Annotated in this window: 14 protein-coding genes; 3 read left to right on the plus strand and 11 right to left on the minus strand. The window is 34.6% G+C overall.

The features are described 5' to 3' along the window. Positions 1-79 precede the first annotated feature (79 nt). Positions 80-2806: an aconitate hydratase AcnA gene (gene acnA / locus I7822_RS00360; RefSeq protein WP_207974824.1), complete on the minus strand. Its 2727-nt coding sequence runs from the start codon at positions 2804-2806 to the stop codon at positions 80-82. Between the two features lie 316 nt (positions 2807-3122). On the opposite strand from acnA, the gene sspO reads away from it, so the two are divergent. Further along, positions 3123-3272, plus strand: a complete 150-nt coding sequence (gene sspO / locus I7822_RS00365) for a small acid-soluble spore protein SspO (protein WP_066340543.1) — start codon at positions 3123-3125, stop codon at positions 3270-3272. An 89-nt stretch (positions 3273-3361) separates the two neighbouring features. Here the strand turns inward: sspO and I7822_RS00370 are convergent, their stop codons facing one another. After that, positions 3362-3625, minus strand: coding sequence for a hypothetical protein (locus I7822_RS00370; protein ID WP_207974825.1), 264 nt, complete (start codon positions 3623-3625; stop codon positions 3362-3364). Positions 3626-3754: 129 nt separating this feature from the next. Between I7822_RS00370 and I7822_RS00375 the strand changes: the two genes are divergently transcribed. Together I7822_RS00375 and I7822_RS00380 are read left to right on the plus strand one after the other, a co-directional pair. Then, on the plus strand, positions 3755-3901 hold the full coding sequence (locus I7822_RS00375) for a small acid-soluble spore protein P (protein ID WP_207974826.1): 147 nt from the start codon (positions 3755-3757) through the stop codon (positions 3899-3901). 415 nt (positions 3902-4316) lie between these two features. After that, positions 4317-4730, plus strand: a complete 414-nt coding sequence (locus tag I7822_RS00380; RefSeq protein WP_207974827.1) for an Hsp20/alpha crystallin family protein — start codon at positions 4317-4319, stop codon at positions 4728-4730. Between the two features lie 318 nt (positions 4731-5048). Here the strand turns inward: I7822_RS00380 and I7822_RS00385 are convergent, their stop codons facing one another. The 9 genes from I7822_RS00385 to glnA form a co-directional block, all read right to left on the minus strand. After that, a complete protein-coding gene (locus tag I7822_RS00385) occupies positions 5049-5264 on the minus strand; it encodes a DUF7336 domain-containing protein (protein WP_207974828.1) in 216 nt (71 codons plus the stop codon). 80 nt (positions 5265-5344) lie between these two features. Continuing rightward, positions 5345-6763: a PAS domain S-box protein gene (locus tag I7822_RS00390; protein WP_207974829.1), complete on the minus strand. Its 1419-nt coding sequence runs from the start codon at positions 6761-6763 to the stop codon at positions 5345-5347. Positions 6764-7056: 293 nt separating this feature from the next. Next, the gene (locus I7822_RS00395; RefSeq protein ID WP_207974830.1) at positions 7057-7752 is read right to left on the minus strand and encodes a GntR family transcriptional regulator; all 696 of its coding nucleotides are present in this window, start codon (positions 7750-7752) and stop codon (positions 7057-7059) included. 152 nt (positions 7753-7904) lie between these two features. Continuing rightward, positions 7905-9065, minus strand: a complete 1161-nt coding sequence (locus I7822_RS00400; RefSeq protein WP_207974831.1) for a Gfo/Idh/MocA family protein — start codon at positions 9063-9065, stop codon at positions 7905-7907. Between the two features lie 240 nt (positions 9066-9305). Further along, complete coding sequence (locus tag I7822_RS00405; protein WP_307847643.1) at positions 9306-11402, minus strand: alpha-glucuronidase family glycosyl hydrolase; 2097 nt, start codon at positions 11400-11402, stop codon at positions 9306-9308. 103 nt (positions 11403-11505) lie between these two features. Then, on the minus strand, positions 11506-12837 hold the full coding sequence (xylA, locus tag I7822_RS00410; RefSeq protein ID WP_207974832.1) for a xylose isomerase: 1332 nt from the start codon (positions 12835-12837) through the stop codon (positions 11506-11508). Between the two features lie 210 nt (positions 12838-13047). Next, the gene (locus tag I7822_RS00415) at positions 13048-13893 is read right to left on the minus strand and encodes an SDR family oxidoreductase (RefSeq protein ID WP_207974833.1); all 846 of its coding nucleotides are present in this window, start codon (positions 13891-13893) and stop codon (positions 13048-13050) included. Positions 13894-14304: 411 nt separating this feature from the next. Then, the gene (locus tag I7822_RS00420; protein WP_207974834.1) at positions 14305-15279 is read right to left on the minus strand and encodes a DUF4003 family protein; all 975 of its coding nucleotides are present in this window, start codon (positions 15277-15279) and stop codon (positions 14305-14307) included. Between the two features lie 307 nt (positions 15280-15586). Beyond that, positions 15587-16951, minus strand: a complete 1365-nt coding sequence (gene glnA / locus I7822_RS00425; RefSeq protein WP_207974835.1) for a type I glutamate--ammonia ligase — start codon at positions 16949-16951, stop codon at positions 15587-15589. Positions 16952-17039 lie beyond the last annotated feature (88 nt).

Raw genomic sequence — 17039 nt, forward strand, 5'->3', positions numbered from 1 at the left:
GAAAGAACAATGAATTTAGCTTCCCGTTCCTTTTTTAGACACAAAAAAAGGAACGGGAAACCCGTTCCTTTTATAATGCTTAGCCTTTTAATTTGTCACGCAATACCATTTGAAGAATTCCACCATGGCGGTAGTAATCAATTTCAACTTCACTGTCGAAACGAACTAATACTTCAAATTCTTTTTTGTTACCAGCTTCATCAGTTGCTGTAACTTTCACGAAATCACGTGGTTTTACAGTTTCATCAATTGTTACTTCAATCGCTTCTTTACCAGTAAGTCCTAGTACCTCAGCATTTTCTCCATCTTTAAATTGAAGAGGAAGCACACCCATTAACACTAGGTTACTACGGTGAATACGCTCGAAGCTTTCAGCGATAACTGTTTTAATTCCAAGCAGATTTGTACCTTTCGCTGCCCAGTCACGAGAACTTCCCATTCCGTAATCCTTACCAGCTAATACAACAAGTCCTGTACCATCTTGCTTGTAATCCATACATGCATCATAAATTGATTTCACTTCACCAGTTGGCCAGTAAGTTGTGTAACCACCTTCTGTACCAGGGGCAATTTGGTTTTTGATACGAATATTTGCAAACGTACCTCTCATCATTACTTCATGGTTACCACGACGAGAACCATAAGAGTTAAATTCTCTTGGTGTTACCCCATTTTCTTGAAGGTAACGGCCAGCAGGTGTATCTTTACCAATTGAACCAGCAGGTGAAATGTGGTCAGTTGTTACAGAATCACCGAATTTTGCAACAATTCGTAAATCCTTTAACGTTTCCACTTTACCAGGCTCAGCTTCTAAGCCTTCAAAGAATGGTGGATTTTGAATGTATGTTGATGAATCATCCCATACATATAACGCTTCATCAGTTGTTTCAATTTCGTTCCAACGAGCGTTATCATCAAATACTTGCTCATATTCTTTTCTGAATAACTCAGGTGTAACAGTTTTATTAACAACTTCGTTAATTTCATCTGTTCCAGGCCAGATATCTTTAAAGAATACGTCATTTCCATTTTTGTCTTTACCTAAAGAATCACTTTGTAAGTCAATATCAACTGTACCAGCTAAAGCATATGCCACAACAAGTGGTGGTGATGCAAGGTAGTTTCCTTTTACTAGTGGATGAATACGTCCTTCAAAGTTACGGTTACCTGATAATACAGAAGTTACTAATAAATCGTTTGCTGCAACAGCTTCTTCGATTTCATCAGCAAGTGGACCAGAGTTACCGATACATGTTGTACAACCATAACCAACAAGATTAAACCCTAGTGTTTCTAAATGTGGCAGAAGACCTGAATTTTCTAAGTATCCTGTAACAACTTTTGAACCAGGAGCTAATGATGTTTTTACGTATTTAGGCACTTCCATTCCTAATTCAGTTGCTTTTTTCGCAACTAAACCTGCAGCTACTAAAACGTATGGGTTTGATGTATTCGTACAGCTAGTAATAGCAGCAATCGCAATCGCACCAGTTTTCATGTTTGTTTCTTCACCATTTTTAAATTTCACAGTGATTTCTTTGTTAATTTCAGTTGCTTCTAAACCAAAACCTTGGTTTCCAGCTGGAGCAACTAAATGTTTATGGAACGTATCTTTCATCATTGATAAAGGAATTAAATCTTGTGGACGTTTTGGTCCAGAAAGATTTGCTTCAATTTCAGAAAGGTCAATTTCCACTACTTTCGTGAAATTTGGATCTTCGTTTTCAGGCGTGAAGAATAAACCGTTAGCTTTGCAATAATCTCCAACGATATTAATTTGCTCTTCAGTACGGCCTGTAAGACGCATGTAATTAAGTGCTTCTTCATCAACAGGGAAGAAGCCACAAGTTGCACCATATTCAGGAGCCATGTTTGCAATAGTAGCTCTATCTGCAAGTGGAAGTTGCGCTACACCAGGACCAAAGAACTCAACAAATTTACCAACAACACCTTGTTGACGTAAAACTTGAGTAACTTTTAATGCTAAGTCAGTTGCAGTTGTACCATTTGGAAGTTCTCCAGTTAATTTCACTCCGATAACTTCAGGTACTGGGAAATATGAAGGTTGCCCTAGCATACCAGCTTCAGCTTCGATACCACCAACACCCCAACCAAGAACACCAATACCATTGATCATCGTTGTATGTGAGTCAGTACCAACTAAAGAATCTGGGAATGCTTCGAATTCTCCATTTTCATTTTCTACTGCATGAACTACATTTGCTAAATACTCTAAGTTAACTTGGTGAACAATACCAGTTGCAGGTGGTACAGCACGGTAGTTGTCAAATGATTTTTTCGCCCAGCTTAGGAATTTATAACGTTCTGCATTACGTTCAAATTCAAGCTCCATATTGAACTGTAATGAATCCATTGTTCCAGCTTTGTCAACCTGTACAGAGTGGTCAATTACTAAATCAACTGGAATTTCAGGATTGATTTTATCAGGGTCTCCACCTAAATCTGCCATTGCTTTTCGTAAAGAAGCTAAATCAACAACAGCTGGAACACCTGTAAAGTCTTGTAAAATAACACGAGATGGTTTGAATGGAACATCGATATCTTTTTGCTCAGAAGTTCCCCATTTCGCTAAGTTTTCAACATGTTCTTTTGTGATAACTCTGCCGTCTACTTGACGTAATACAGATTCTAAAAGAACTTTAACTGAATATGGCAAGCGTGAAACGTTACCAATTCCTGCATCTTCTAATGCTTGTAAAGAATAGTAGTTGTACGTCTTTCCATTAACCGTAAAGCTTTTACGTGCTTGGAAAGCATCTTTTTTTGTTGTTACTTGATTAGTCATTAACAATTTCCCCCTTATTAAGATCAAGATCGACTCTTGTCGAAGGATAGTACCCCGTTTTTAAACTTTCGCACAATTCAATCTTAATACAACTAGTAACATAAGTAAATAACAATGATGTTATTGATATGTATAAGTTTTTCTTATGAAAGCGTACTAGTTTTACTTTTTTACTATATCAAATTTTGAGCAAAATAACATAAAAACTTTTAAAATTTTTTATTATTTTTTACTTAATTTGGTTTGTAATTAGCGTTTCTGAATGGTTCGTTGTTTTTTGAGACAAGATATCTGTTATAGGGGGTGAAGTGATCTTATGGCTAAACGTAAAGCTAATCACGTGAGAATGGGTATGAATGATGCAAGTGCTCAAGGTGTTGGTGCAGGCTACAATGAAGAACTTCAAAATGAGCCGTTAACAGCTAAGCAAAGACAGAATAATAAGAAACGTAAAAAAAATCAATAAGATATAATGTTTGTTTCTTTACGACAAAAAACGACGGATCCTCCGTCGTTTTTGCTTGAAGAGGTAATAACACAAGATTGTTGTTGTGCTTATATGTCTGTTTGATTCACATCATTAACGATTTTTTGGAGATCCTGTTGATATTGTTCAAGACGTTGTCTTTGTGTTTCAGATGCATTTTCAAGTGCATTATTAATTTGTTGATAAGCTTCATTTACTTCTTCTGTTAAATGTTTAAGCTGTGCTCCGTAGTCAGCGCTATCTTTTACGATACTCTCATACGAATCAAAAGCTTCAGTCGCGCCTTGCTGTGCTGCTTGAAAAGCTTGTTGCTTGTCCTTATTATATGGCATAAATCCACACACTCCTTCTATTCATGTATGAAACCATCTGTTAGTATGCCTCTTATTTCTAAAAATATTCACTTTAATATAAGAATGTTTTTAAGATTTTAACTCATTCTAATGGTAGGAGGGATGACAATGACTAATAAAAATACAGGTAAAGATATGCGAAAAAACGCTCCAAAAGGGGATAACCCAGGACAGCCAGAACCTTTAGATGGTTCTAAGAAAGTTAAAAACGCAAACCATACCCGTCAAAAGCATAACCAAGGGCACGATATGTAAGGAATGGGCTAGCCCCATTTCTTTTTTTAGCGTTTTAGGAAATTATAAAATTCTCGTACTGTGGCTAAGCGCTTGGCATCCAGCTCCAACGCCTAGCCCCTCGAGGTCATAAGCTAATTTAGAATTGAAGCATTCTATTCTAAATCATCTTACGCTTGTCGGGGCTGATCAAGGCGCTTGCGCTTTTGTTCTTGGTTAGCGTTAGCTTTACTATAAAATTCTTATCCTGTGTAAGTCACTACCTCTAGTTTATAACACCTATTTCCCCAAGTTAAATTATGCAATTTTCTATCCAATTACCTTTCCGTAGGACAAAAACTTTCACAAAAAAAACAATCTTGAATACCTTATTGGTTAAAGGGGTTAAAAACATTCATAAGTGAAGGAAGTTTCAGTTCTATGGAGGTCAATTTTCATGAATATTAGAAAGTGTTCAAATCCAATGAATATTAATGGGATTGAAGAATGGATGACACAATTTTTTACTGACCCGTTTACTAGCTTACTGGATGAGCACACATTTCGAGTCGACTTATTTGAAACAAGCGAGGATTTTATTATTGAAGCTGAGCTTGGAGAAACAAAGAAAAAAGAAGATATTCAAATTACTACATGTATAGAAAAAATAAAGATTTCCGTTCAATCTAATGTAAGTAATGAAAATGAGGAAGAGAAAAACAATGAGGAAATCGCAAGGACAATTACGCTACCTTATTCAATAGAAGATAAAGAGATTATTGCAGCATTCAACCATGGAATTTTAGAAATAAAAATAGCTAAAAATAGTAGTTGTGAGCAAAAAAGAAATACAATTCAGATAGTTGGCTGACAAAAAAGTAACCGCTTGCTCGCTCCAGTAAGCCATTTCCCCTTCTTAAGCTAGTATCTCAACTACTTACACATTCCTCGTGGATCACTGCACCAATAAAAAATGACAGCGATTATGGCTGTCATTTTATTCTTCAACTATATATTTCGAATGTTGCTGCTGCACACTTATTGTAATACGTTTTAATTCTTGATTCCCACATTGCACACAAGAATTATTTTCATCATTAAGAATCATACATTTTAAGCAATAATATTTTTCCATTAAGCGAAACCCCTTTTTCAATCAATATATGATGAAAAAGATTGTTTGTTTCATTTAATCTACAAGATGTTCAAAACTGTTATGATAAATTTTATCCAATTGATCTATTTTATATATGAAGAATTCATGGTCTGAATATTCATCTAATCGATTTTTTTCCTTATATTCTTTGACAGCTTTTTTAGCTTGCTCAATCGAGGTAAATATGCCCAGTATATTTGAGCTTTCTCCACACTCTGCACACCCAAGATCTAAAACAACATAATACATCTTAACACCCTCTAAGTTCTTTTAAACAATACTATAGCACGTTTAAAAAGGCTTTTACTAACAGAATGCATCTCTAGCATTTACAAAGGTAAAGATATAGAGACTTTCGTTCCCACACCTACAGTAGACTCAATTTTAAGCTTTCCCTTATGATTTTCAATAATTTTAAAGCTTGTCATTAAGCCAAGTCCAGTACCTTTTTCTTTCGTTGAATAAAAAGGCTCACCAATATTTGCTAACCGTTCTTCAGGAATACCACAACCGTTATCAATGATCTGAATGAAAAGAGTAGATTCACTAGCTGATAGTTCAACCGTTACACTCCCTTTTTCATCAAGCGCATCTAAAGCATTCTGTATAATATTAAAAAACACTTGCTTTAATGAGTTTGCATCACCGTTTATTACAGGAATATCTGTATTAACAGTATAGTTTATTTCTTTGTTGATTAATAATGCCTGAGTTTGACTTAACTGAATCACTTGCCACAGTAATTCATCCACTTTTAATAGCTCTAATTTATCTTGATGTGGACGGGCCATTGTTAAAAACTCTGAAATAATCGCTTCGACTCGGTCTAATTCATCAAGCACAATCTTTATAAAATCTTCGTTACATTCTTTTGTATTGGAGAAAAGCTGCATAAATCCCTTTACAGATGTTAAGGGGTTTCGTATCTCATGAGCAACTGCTGCAGCTAGTTGACCAACAACAGCTAGCTTATCAGATTTTCTTAATAAATTATCCGTTTCTAGCCTTTTTCCAATATCCCGTGAAACCGATATTATTCTTTCTGATTCACCTGTTTGTTCATTTATGACAGAACGCATATTTGTTTCAATCCAAATGTATGTACCATCTTTTTTACGTGCACGATAAGTTGCAAGGATTGGGTCAGTATTTGTTAATACATCGGAATGTTTTTTTTCAACTTCAGGTATATCTTCTGAATGGATGAGTGTGTATGGAGTTTTTCCAATTAACTCATCAGGATCATATCCAAGAATTTGCGTAATTGATGGAGAGATATAAACATATCGTCCATCCATCGAATGAAGGTTAATGACATCGGAAGAATTTTCTGCAAGCAGTCTATATTTTTGTTCTTTATTAGTCAGAAACTTTTCTAGGTTTTTTTGTTCTGTTATATCTAATACTTGAGCCAAAAAACATTGTTGTTTTTGTGTTGGATCATTTATAAATGAAACGTTTAACGAGCCCCAAACAATTTCCCCTGATTTATGTAAATACCGCTTTTCCATTTGATAGTAATGTCGTTGGCCTGTAATCATTTCATGAAAAAGATCTAAATCTAACTCATAATCATCAGGGTGAGAAATGTCTTTTATTGATAACTCTTGCCACTCTTCATCTGAATACCCGATAAACTCATAAAAGGCTTTATTAATAATAATTTGCTGAAAACCATCCTCAAAAATAATTTGTGGGATTCTCGATTGCATAAACACTTGTTCATAAATTGATGAATCAATAATCATATTGCCCCCGACCTTCGTTTACAAATTATGTAACAAATAGTAGTAACCTTACTATAACAATTTTTTGTTAAAATAACCATTTTTTTACTAGGTAAAATATTTTTTAAATTAGCTTATTAAAGCGACTATTCAATAGTGTGAATTTCAAAATGAGCAATGCTTTCCTTCAGGTCAATATTACGAAAGTCTTAGTTTTTGGTCGCATAAAAAAGACTCCCATAAACAAGAAGTCCTATTTCGTAAACAATTCCTATTAATTATTGATCGTGTTTTTCCTTTACACTTCACTAACATTACTTAAAATAAGTTGGATAACGTTCTTTTAAAAGTTCCTTTTCAAAAACGACTAAACGCAAATGTTCCGACATTACTTCTTCTGCTTTATCTGGTTCATTCTTTTTAATTAATTCAAATATTTGTTTGTGCTGGGAAATGATAATACTCCAATCTAAATAGGAGGACAAACGCAGCAACCGAAGTCGTTTAAAATGACTACTCATTAGTTGGAGCATATTCCATGTTCGATTCTTTCCACATGCAGAAAACAAAATTTTATGAAAGTCATCATCTAATTCAAATAACTTTTCATGATTATCCTTTTTTTCACACGTTTCTTGCATGGCAATATTGGTTTGCAATTGAAATAAATCATCATCAGTTAATTTGTCACACGCTAATTTCACAATCACTTTTTCGATGTTCTCTCTTACAAACCGCGATTCTTCAACATGTGATAGATCAATTCGTGAAACAAAAGTACCTCTTTGTGGGTAAATTTCTAATAGCTCTTCCTGAGATAATTGTAAAAAAGATTCTCTTACAGGTGTTCTACTAACCTTTAATTGCTCTGCCACTTCTTTTTCAGATATTTTCGTTCCTGGTTCTAATGTTAATGTAATTATTTGTTCTTTTAACGTATGATAGATATAATTCCTTGTTGAACCATTATTTCGGTTATCATTAGCAATAAACACCAATCCACCCCCCATTCGATCTAACTCTAATATACCAAATGTATCATACTAGTATGGTAATTTAAAAATTATTATAGATTAAGTACTCGAACGATTCAATATAAAAAAGAGCAACTCACTAACCTCAGGAGTTGCCCAGGATGGATCAATTTGCGGAATTTTATTTACTATTCGTACTTTCCCCCTGTCGTAATTGTTGTATCTGAAAACCCTTCTACACTTGTTTTCTTCTCATTAAAATGCTTTACATTAGCAAGTATTCCTTCTCTCGTATAAAACGGATCATCACTAGCAAGTGGAAGCTGTACATGGGTTCCTAAATTAGCAGATTTGTAGATTGCTGAAATTAGCTCTAATGTATTTCTACCTTGGATGCCGTCAATTAACAATGGCTTTTCTTTAGCAATTGCTGATAAGAAATGATCGATCTGTCCTGTATGTCCTTCATATTTCAATTCAGGATATTGTTCCCAGCATTCCGTTATTTTAGATTCTACATCTGTATCACTTTCGGGGTAAGGAAATCCATTTTCACGCGCTTTTTGGGCCTTAACCTTCCAAGGTACAGAAACTCTTGCTTTTTCACCCTGGAATATTAATTGCTGTTCTTCCCCATGATGTACAACTGAGCTTGTCACTTGTGCTAGACCACCATTTTCATATTTAAAAATCGCAACGGATAGATCTTCTACCTCGGCATTGTCATGCAATGTATTAGATGCAACGGCCACAACCTCTTTTGGCATTCCCATCGTCCATTGGAGCATATCAATATGGTGAACAGCATGATTAAGTGTACATCCACCACCCTCTTTTTCCCATGTCCCACGCCACCATAAATCATAATAGCTATAACCACGCCACCAATAGGAATCAACTTGCACATGTGAAATTTCCCCTATTAAGTTTTGATCTATTACATGTTTTAATTTCATGATCGGATTAATAAATCGATTTTGAGCAACAACTGATAAAAGCTTGTTACTTTCTTGTGCAGCCTGTATCATATCATCACATTCTTTTAATGATGAAGCCATTGGCTTTTCAACTAAAACATGTTTACCCGCAAGAAGAAAGTCGATTGAAAGCTTAGCATGGGTAAATGGTGGTGTACAAATGGAAACTGCATCGATTGTAGGATCATCTAGTAATTCTTTATAGTCGCTCACAACTTTTGCTTCCAATTGATACTTCTTCACATATGATTCTGCTTTTTCTGGATAAATATCTGCAAATGCTACAATTTTACATCTATCACGGAATTGACAATAAGCGTTTATATGCGCAATTGAAATTGAACCAGTACCTATTATTGCAATATTAATCATGCCATCTTTCCTCTCAATATAAATTTATTCAACCTACCGTAATCACACTAGTATGGTAGTATGGATGTGATTATTTTACCTTCGAATTATTTTACCTTCGATTTGAAGAATCCTTACCAATCAAATTTACTTTTATTAAAACAACTTTAAAAAGAAACACCCCTTTGAAAGTGATACTTTTCAAGTCATTCACTACTCATAAGATGGTGTTTATAATCGTACTATTTTTATACTTAGCGTTTAATAAATCGTTCTTTTCTTTTCATCAGGTATTCCGGAATGACGATAAAAATATGTATTAATTCGATCTCTCCATTCGATTGCATTTTCAAGCTGCATCGTAAAGCGATTTAACACATTTTCATATCTGTAAGTGTCTATTTTATCCTTTAACTTTTCCCAACGTGCCTTCATATTTTCTACCTGTTCTACACCTAAAAAATGTGTATTGTAAATATGCTGAATCACCGTTTCACCCGACTTTAAAGTATGTGTATATGGAACATGGTGGAAAAACAGCAACAATTCATCAGGACATGTTTCAAGAGATTCGTAGATTTCTGCATTTTCAGGGTAATATTGACCACTATATCCAGTACCATTTTTAACAGTTCTGTTTACCCCTGTTCCAAGGCAGTCTGAAAAATGATATGTGCCCCATTTAGAATATTCATAGCCTTCAATATTAGGTCCATAGTGATGTCCTGGATTAATCATCCAGCCCACACCAAGTGGTGATGTATAATTTTCATAGATACGCCAGGAATTTAAAAGCATTTGATTAACTTCTTCAACAACTTGCTCATCATGTCCAAAGGTTAAACGTACCCATTCATCTGATATTTCTTCAGCGGAGAGTTCAGTATCCCAGATTAGACGACCATACCCATAAAAGTTGGCTTGAGCTAGTGTATTCCCAGTCCAATTTAAGTCATTTCCGATATTGGATACTGCTGTTATTCCACTATATTGAAATGGATACTTTGAACCATTCACAATAGATTTGACAGTGGAACCTTTTCCCTCTGAATACGTATCAAAATCTAGTACTTCCTTCCATTGTGGAACTAAGAAGCATAAATCCTTTTGTTGACCTGTATATTCTTGAGCAACTTGAAATTCCAATACTTGATTTGTTTGCTTCAAACTACCGAATAATGGGGATACAGGCTCGCGAACTTGAAAGTCCATTGGACCATTTTTAATTTGAAGTATGACATTATCAAGAAATTCTCCATCTAATAGTTTAAAATGATCATACGCTGCCTTAGCACGATCAGTCTTTCGATCTCGCCAGTCTTGAAGACAATCATAAACAAAACATCTCCAAAAAACTAAACCACCAAATGGTTTCAATGCACGACCAAGAAGATTTGCACCATCTGCATGGTTTCTACCATATGTAAAAGGACCTGGACGATGTTCAGAATCCGCCTTCACAATAAAGCCACCAAAGTCAGGGATATATTCGTAAATTTCAGCAACTTTTTCACTCCACCATACTTGAACTTCAGAATCAAGTGGATCTGCGGTATTTAAATCTCCTATTTCAATAGGGCTTGCATAATTAACACTTAAATAGGTAGTAATACCATAAGCTCTAAAAATATCTGCAATTTCTGCAACATGAGGTAATAGCTCTTTCGTAATTAGCTTTGATTCCACTTGATGAACATTGACATTATTAATTGATAAACTGTTAATACCAACAGATGAAAGATATCTAGCATAGTCTTTTATTCGATCTACGTCATGAGTAAACTCGTTTTGATCGTAAAAGATTGAATTTCCTGAATAACCACGTTCAATATCACCTAACATATTGTCCCAATGGTTAATCATTCGAATTTGATTTTTTGGATTTTCGAAAATAGCTAGGTTATTGATGTCTTTTCTCATTTGAATCAATCTTAGTAAATGAAATGCAGCGTATAATAAACCTTTATCAGTTTTACCTAGTAGTAAAACCGCTTTATCTCCCTGGTAATCAAAGGATTGAATCATATAGCCATCATCATTTAGTTTATTGCAAGCTTCATAATCGACCCCGTATTCCTTAATAATCTGTTGATCATAAGTTGCTAAAACGATTGAAGCTTTCTTTTGTGGTTCATGAGAGAGCGTTGGTGTTTCACCTAACATGGAAAATAAACCTTTTACGAGTTCTTCTTTAGCTGAATCAATGATTGCTGATTGATCTAAAATAACTAAATTGCTACAAACTTTTTTATATTCCTGAACGCGAGAATGATCTATAATGTCGCTGTATTGTAACCAGCAATTATAAGCACTTTTCCATACTGATTCTTCTAACTTAACATTTGTCAAAGCTGCCACAAACACTTACCCCTTTCTTGAACGTTTTTCCTTAAACATTTTACTAAATAAAATATGCTGGAAATGATAATTTCCAGCATATAAGAGTTTTAGACAATTGTCTTTAAACAGTTACATTTGCTAATGTTTCTAATAAGTATTGGTTAACTAGTCCTTTTAAACGTTCTTGTCTACCAGATTCGTTTTTAATTTCATTTAATTGCAATGCATATGCTTCTAATTGATGGAAGTTTGTTTTTCCTTCAACAATATCAAGACCAATACCTTCTGAATAGCTGCTATAACGTTGGTCAACAAAATCGTCTAACACCTTGTCTTCAATCAACTTATTCGCAACCTTTAAGCCAATTGCAAAGCTGTCCATACCTGCAATGTGAGCGTGGAAAAGATCTTCAGCGTCAAACGAACCTCTTCTTACTTTTGCATCAAAGTTAAGTCCACCTTTGCCTAAACCACCATTTTTCAATATTTCATACATTGCAAGTGTTGTAGAATACAAGTCTGTTGGGAATTCATCTGTATCCCAGCCAAGTAACGTATCACCTTGGTTCGCATCAACTGAACCTAACATATTGTTAATACGTGCTGTGCGTAATTCATGCTCAAACGTATGGCCCGCAAGAGTCGCATGATTTGCTTCGATATTAAACTTAAAGTAATCTGTTAAATCATATTTTTGTAGGAATGCTAGACCTGTTGCCACATCAAAATCATATTGATGCTTCGTTGGCTCTTTTGGTTTTGGTTCAATTAAGAATGGTGCATCAAAGCCGATTTCCTTCGCATAATCAACTGCCATATGGAAGAAGCGTGCTAAATTATCTTGTTCAAGTTGCATATTTGTATTTAAAAGCGTTTCATAACCTTCACGACCGCCCCAGAATACATAGTTTTCTGCACCTAGCTCTTTACCAACCTCTAAACCTTTTTTAACTTTCGCAGCGGAATAAGCAAATACATCTGCATTATTTGAAGTAGCAGCACCGTGTACATATCTAGGATGTGTGAACATATTTGCTGTATTCCATAAAAGTTTAGTTTTGCTAGTACTCATATATTCTTTAATCATCGCAACGATTGTATCTAAGTTTTGGTATGTTTCTTTTAATGTTGCGCCTTCTGGTGCGATGTCAACATCATGGAAACAGAAGAATGGAACATTTAATTTTTCAAATAATTCAAATGCAGCTTCTACACGAGCTTTCGCTAAGTCCATACCTTGTAAATGGTTCCAAGGACGGATAGCTGTTCCTACTCCGAATGGATCTGAACCATCTGCAGTAAATGTATGCCAGTATGCTACAGAAAAACGAAGAATTTCTTCCATTGTTTTTCCATTAACGACTTCCTCAGGATTGTAGTACTTAAATGATAGGGGATTTTTAGAACCTGCACCCTCATATTGAATTTTATTAACATTTTCGAAATAAGCCATTTTTTATTCCTCCTGATCTAAATTAAGTATGTAACACTTTTTCTGTTATCGCTTACATTCTCTTTTAAAAAAACTTGTAGGTTGAAATGTGCTAACCAAGTTGTTTGTTATCTTTATTTCTTACTGTTATATTACCATTAGATACTTAGTTTGTCTATCCGATAAACTAAGTTTTTTATAACTTTTTTGTATTAATAGAAAATCACATCCTCAAACCCCAGAATAAGCCATAAACCCACCATCTACTGGAACACTTATTCCTGTAACAAATCCACTAGATTCATTATCTACTAGCCATAGTAATGTCCCTAGTAAATCTGTTGGATCCCCAAGTCTTCTCATTGGTGTATGGGAAAGAATTTTTTCCGTTCTTTCGGTATTTGTGCCATCTTCATTTTTAAGTAGTTTTTCGTTTTGTTTTGTTAAGAAAAATCCAGGTGCAATTGCGTTTACCCGAATACCTGTCTCAGCCAAATGAACAGACAGCCATTTTGTAAAATTCTCAATCCCAGCCTTTGCTGCACTGTATGCCGGTACTTTGGTCATTGGACTTGGTGCACTCATGGAAGAAATATTTATGATCGAACCTTTCTTACCTACCATTCTTTCAGAAAAAACCTGTGTTGGTATTAATGTCCCGACGATATTTAAGTTAAAGACAAACTGAAATCCTTCAGTTGTAAGATCGAAAAAGGTTGTAATTTCCTTGTTTTGTAAATCAGATAAATCAAAGATTTCGTTAGTAGTCACACCTTTAGGGTGATTACCTCCTGCACCATTAATCAAAATATCGCAAGCCCCATACGTCTCATTCACTATTTCTTCTGCCTTTTTCACACTCTCACGATCTAATACATTACATTCAATCGCTAATGCTTCCCCACCTTGGCGTTTAATATCTTCAGCAACAGTAACAGCTTTTTCATATGTACGGTTTAATATAGCGACCTTCACTCCCTGTCTAGCAAGCTCTTTTGCCATACAGCTACATAAAACGCCACCTCCACCTGTAACCACTGCTACTTTCCCGTTTAAACTCTCATATTTTGGTAACATCTTATCCATCCTTTCACAATTTATGTTTATATGAAATCTCAAAATATTAAGTTGTAATGATAACTAATACATAGTCAAAATATAGGTTGTCAACTAAGAAATAGACACTATGACTTTATGTTACGCCTCCTTATCAAAGATCTTGAAGCGCTTACAAAATCCCTCAAAACTTATTATATCACCTAAAATAATCTTTGTGTATCGTTTAAACTAAGTTTTTGGTAAATGTTTGTTTCTTAACCGTTACGCTTCTCTGAAATATAAGTTTCTTTTCGTATAGAAAAAGAAGGCTCTTTTCTAAGAGATTGTTGCTATTAAAACAAAAACGATTTCAGGTTGATTAGAGCGGAAATCAACCACACCGCTTTACTTGGTAAATAGCAATAAACTTTTTTAAAATATTATATATTCTTACCCGCCATCACTACTACTAGAAGCAGTAACAGCAGACATACTCGCGATCATTACTGCTTGTTGAGCTTGAATGATGGTTTCTATCGATGTACTTAACCCTGCGGTAACAACATCATTCATTTCAGTTTTATCAATCATTAAAAATAGTACGCTCATCATAAAGTTCATATCTTTTTGCCATTTAAAAAGTTTATCATCATTAAGCTGTAGATAGACAGCTTGGAGTTTCATAACCTCATCCTGAAAATTATCTAAAAAGGAAAGCATCCCGATGTATGGATAGTGTAAACTTTTCGTCTTTATCCCTTTCTGGTAAAGGTCATTTTTAATCACCAGGCATTTTACCGCAGCATCCTTAGGATCTCTTGAAGGATCAAGTGAGAGGATATGACTTAAAAACTGCAAATCATTTCCTTTACGAAATTTGTTTTGTTGTAATTGAGAATAATTTTCTTCCATTAATAATGCAGTTTGATCAACTTCAAAATCGTTTTGTGCAATAAGTGCAGCTAACGGATAATCAGAAGACCCCGTTAGAAAATAATGTTGATCCTTCATCCTGTTATACAGTTGAATGGTCTTATCAATATAATGTTCTGCTTTCTTACCAGTATTTAATAATATACCAGCTGAAATATATGAAAAAGTTGATCGAGAGAATCCTTTTTCCATCAGTTTTTCATAGATTGTTAGTAGCTCATCAAATGAATGTTGAGGGTTAGAAGTAGTTGTTTCTAACATAGCGGCTGTAGTGAAGCGCTGTGTTGATTTTAAATAAGAAAACATATTAACTTTCCCATTAATATAATCCGAAAGCTCAATATATTTAATTAAGTCAAAGTCCCTTGACTTTGCCACATACATTGCTGCCACAAGCATGAAAATACGTTGATCAGAATGCCATTTAAACTGTTTTTTTAGTTGAGAAAATATATCTTTGTATAAGTTAACTTTTATATGAAGGGAGTCCAAAAAAGTCACATCCTTTTTGTTGTTTAATTTATGGTTGTTTTTGCATTTGTACACATATCTACGTTACGAATTTAGTCTAACTTTGTTTTCTCTATGTAAGCTTGTCTTTAATAACACTTATGTACATTTAGAAAAGAGCTTATTTTATATACGTTTATATACACCCATATGTTTCAACAATTTTAAAGAACGGAATAAATTCCACTAAAATTTAATGACCTTAAAATGACTTAATACTCCCTACAACTAAAATTAGACACAAAAAATAAGCAGGTGAATCACTTCACCTGCTTATTTTTTCATAAGATTAAAATTTCGCTTGATAGTTTGTTAATTCCCAAGTATGAACAGCTGTACGATAGCTATCCCACTCTGCTTTTTTAGCTGCAACATATTCACCGAATACATGCTCACCTAAAGTTTTAAGACCAATTTCGCCGTTTTCTAATTCGGCTACAGCTGCTTCAAGACTACCAGGAAGATTGTCAATTCCTAATTCCTCACGACGCTCTTCTGTCATATGGAAAATATCTTCATTAATAGAAGCTGGAGCTTGTAATCCTTGTTCAATTCCATTAAGACCTGCTGAAGCAATAACAGCAAATGTTAAGTATGGATTTGATGATGGGTCTGGACAACGAAGCTCAACACGAGTAGCCATTCCCTTTTTAGCTGGAATACGAATTAATGCTGAACGGTTAGATGCTGACCAAGCAATATAGCAAGGTGCTTCATATCCAGGTACTAATCGTTTATAAGAGTTTACTAAAGGATTTGTAATCGCAGCAAAGCTTTTTACATTTTCAACTAAACCAGCAATAAATTGATATGCTTCTTGTGATAATTGTAATTCATCTGCTGGATCGTAGAATGCATTTTCGCCATCTTTAAAGAATGACATATTTACATGCATTCCAGAACCGTTAATTCCAAAAACAGGTTTTGGCATGAAGGTTGCGTGTAAACCAAATTTTTGTGCAATTGTTTTAACGACCCATTTGTAAGTTGTAGACATATCTGCAGCACCAAGAGCATCTGCATATTTAAAGTTAATTTCATGCTGACCTTCTGCTACCTCATGGTGAGAAGCTTCAATTGTAAAGCCCATTGCTTTTAATGCACGGTAGATTTCTAAACGAACTCTTTCTCCAAGATCCTTTGGTGAAGGTTCAAAGTAACCGCCATTATCACCTAATTCCATTGTTGGGTTGCCATTTTCATCTGCTTTAAACAAGAAGAATTCTAATTCAGGTCCAACTGAAATGGAATAGCCTTTATCAGCTGCACGTTCAACAGTCTTTTTTAATACGTTACGTGTATCACCTTCAAAAAGAGTTCCGTCCGGGTTAGCTGCTGAACAAAGGAAACGAGCCTCTGAATATCCTTCTTCAACAGTCCAAGGTAATACTGCAAACGTCGAATAATCGGGAATTAAGTATAAATCAGATTTATTGATTGGGGAAAAACCTTTAACAGATGAACCGTCAAACATTTGTTTCCCTGCTACTACATCATCAAATTGATCAACAGTAACTGTAATACTTTTTAAAATACCCTCTATATCTACGAATTGTAGATGAATAAGCTCTACGCTTTTTGAGTTAACAATCTCTTTAATTTGTGCAAGAATTTCCGTATCATTTTTCGCTTTTGAAATAACCGCTTCAGCCATGTAAGATAACCTCTCATTCAATGTCTATTTTTATAACATGGGTTTATTATATTTAAAGTTTGTAAATTTGACAAGGGGTTTTCTATTA

This window comes from Metabacillus bambusae, from assembly GCF_017497975.1.
Taxonomy (GTDB): Bacteria; Bacillota; Bacilli; order Bacillales; family Bacillaceae; genus Metabacillus; species Metabacillus bambusae.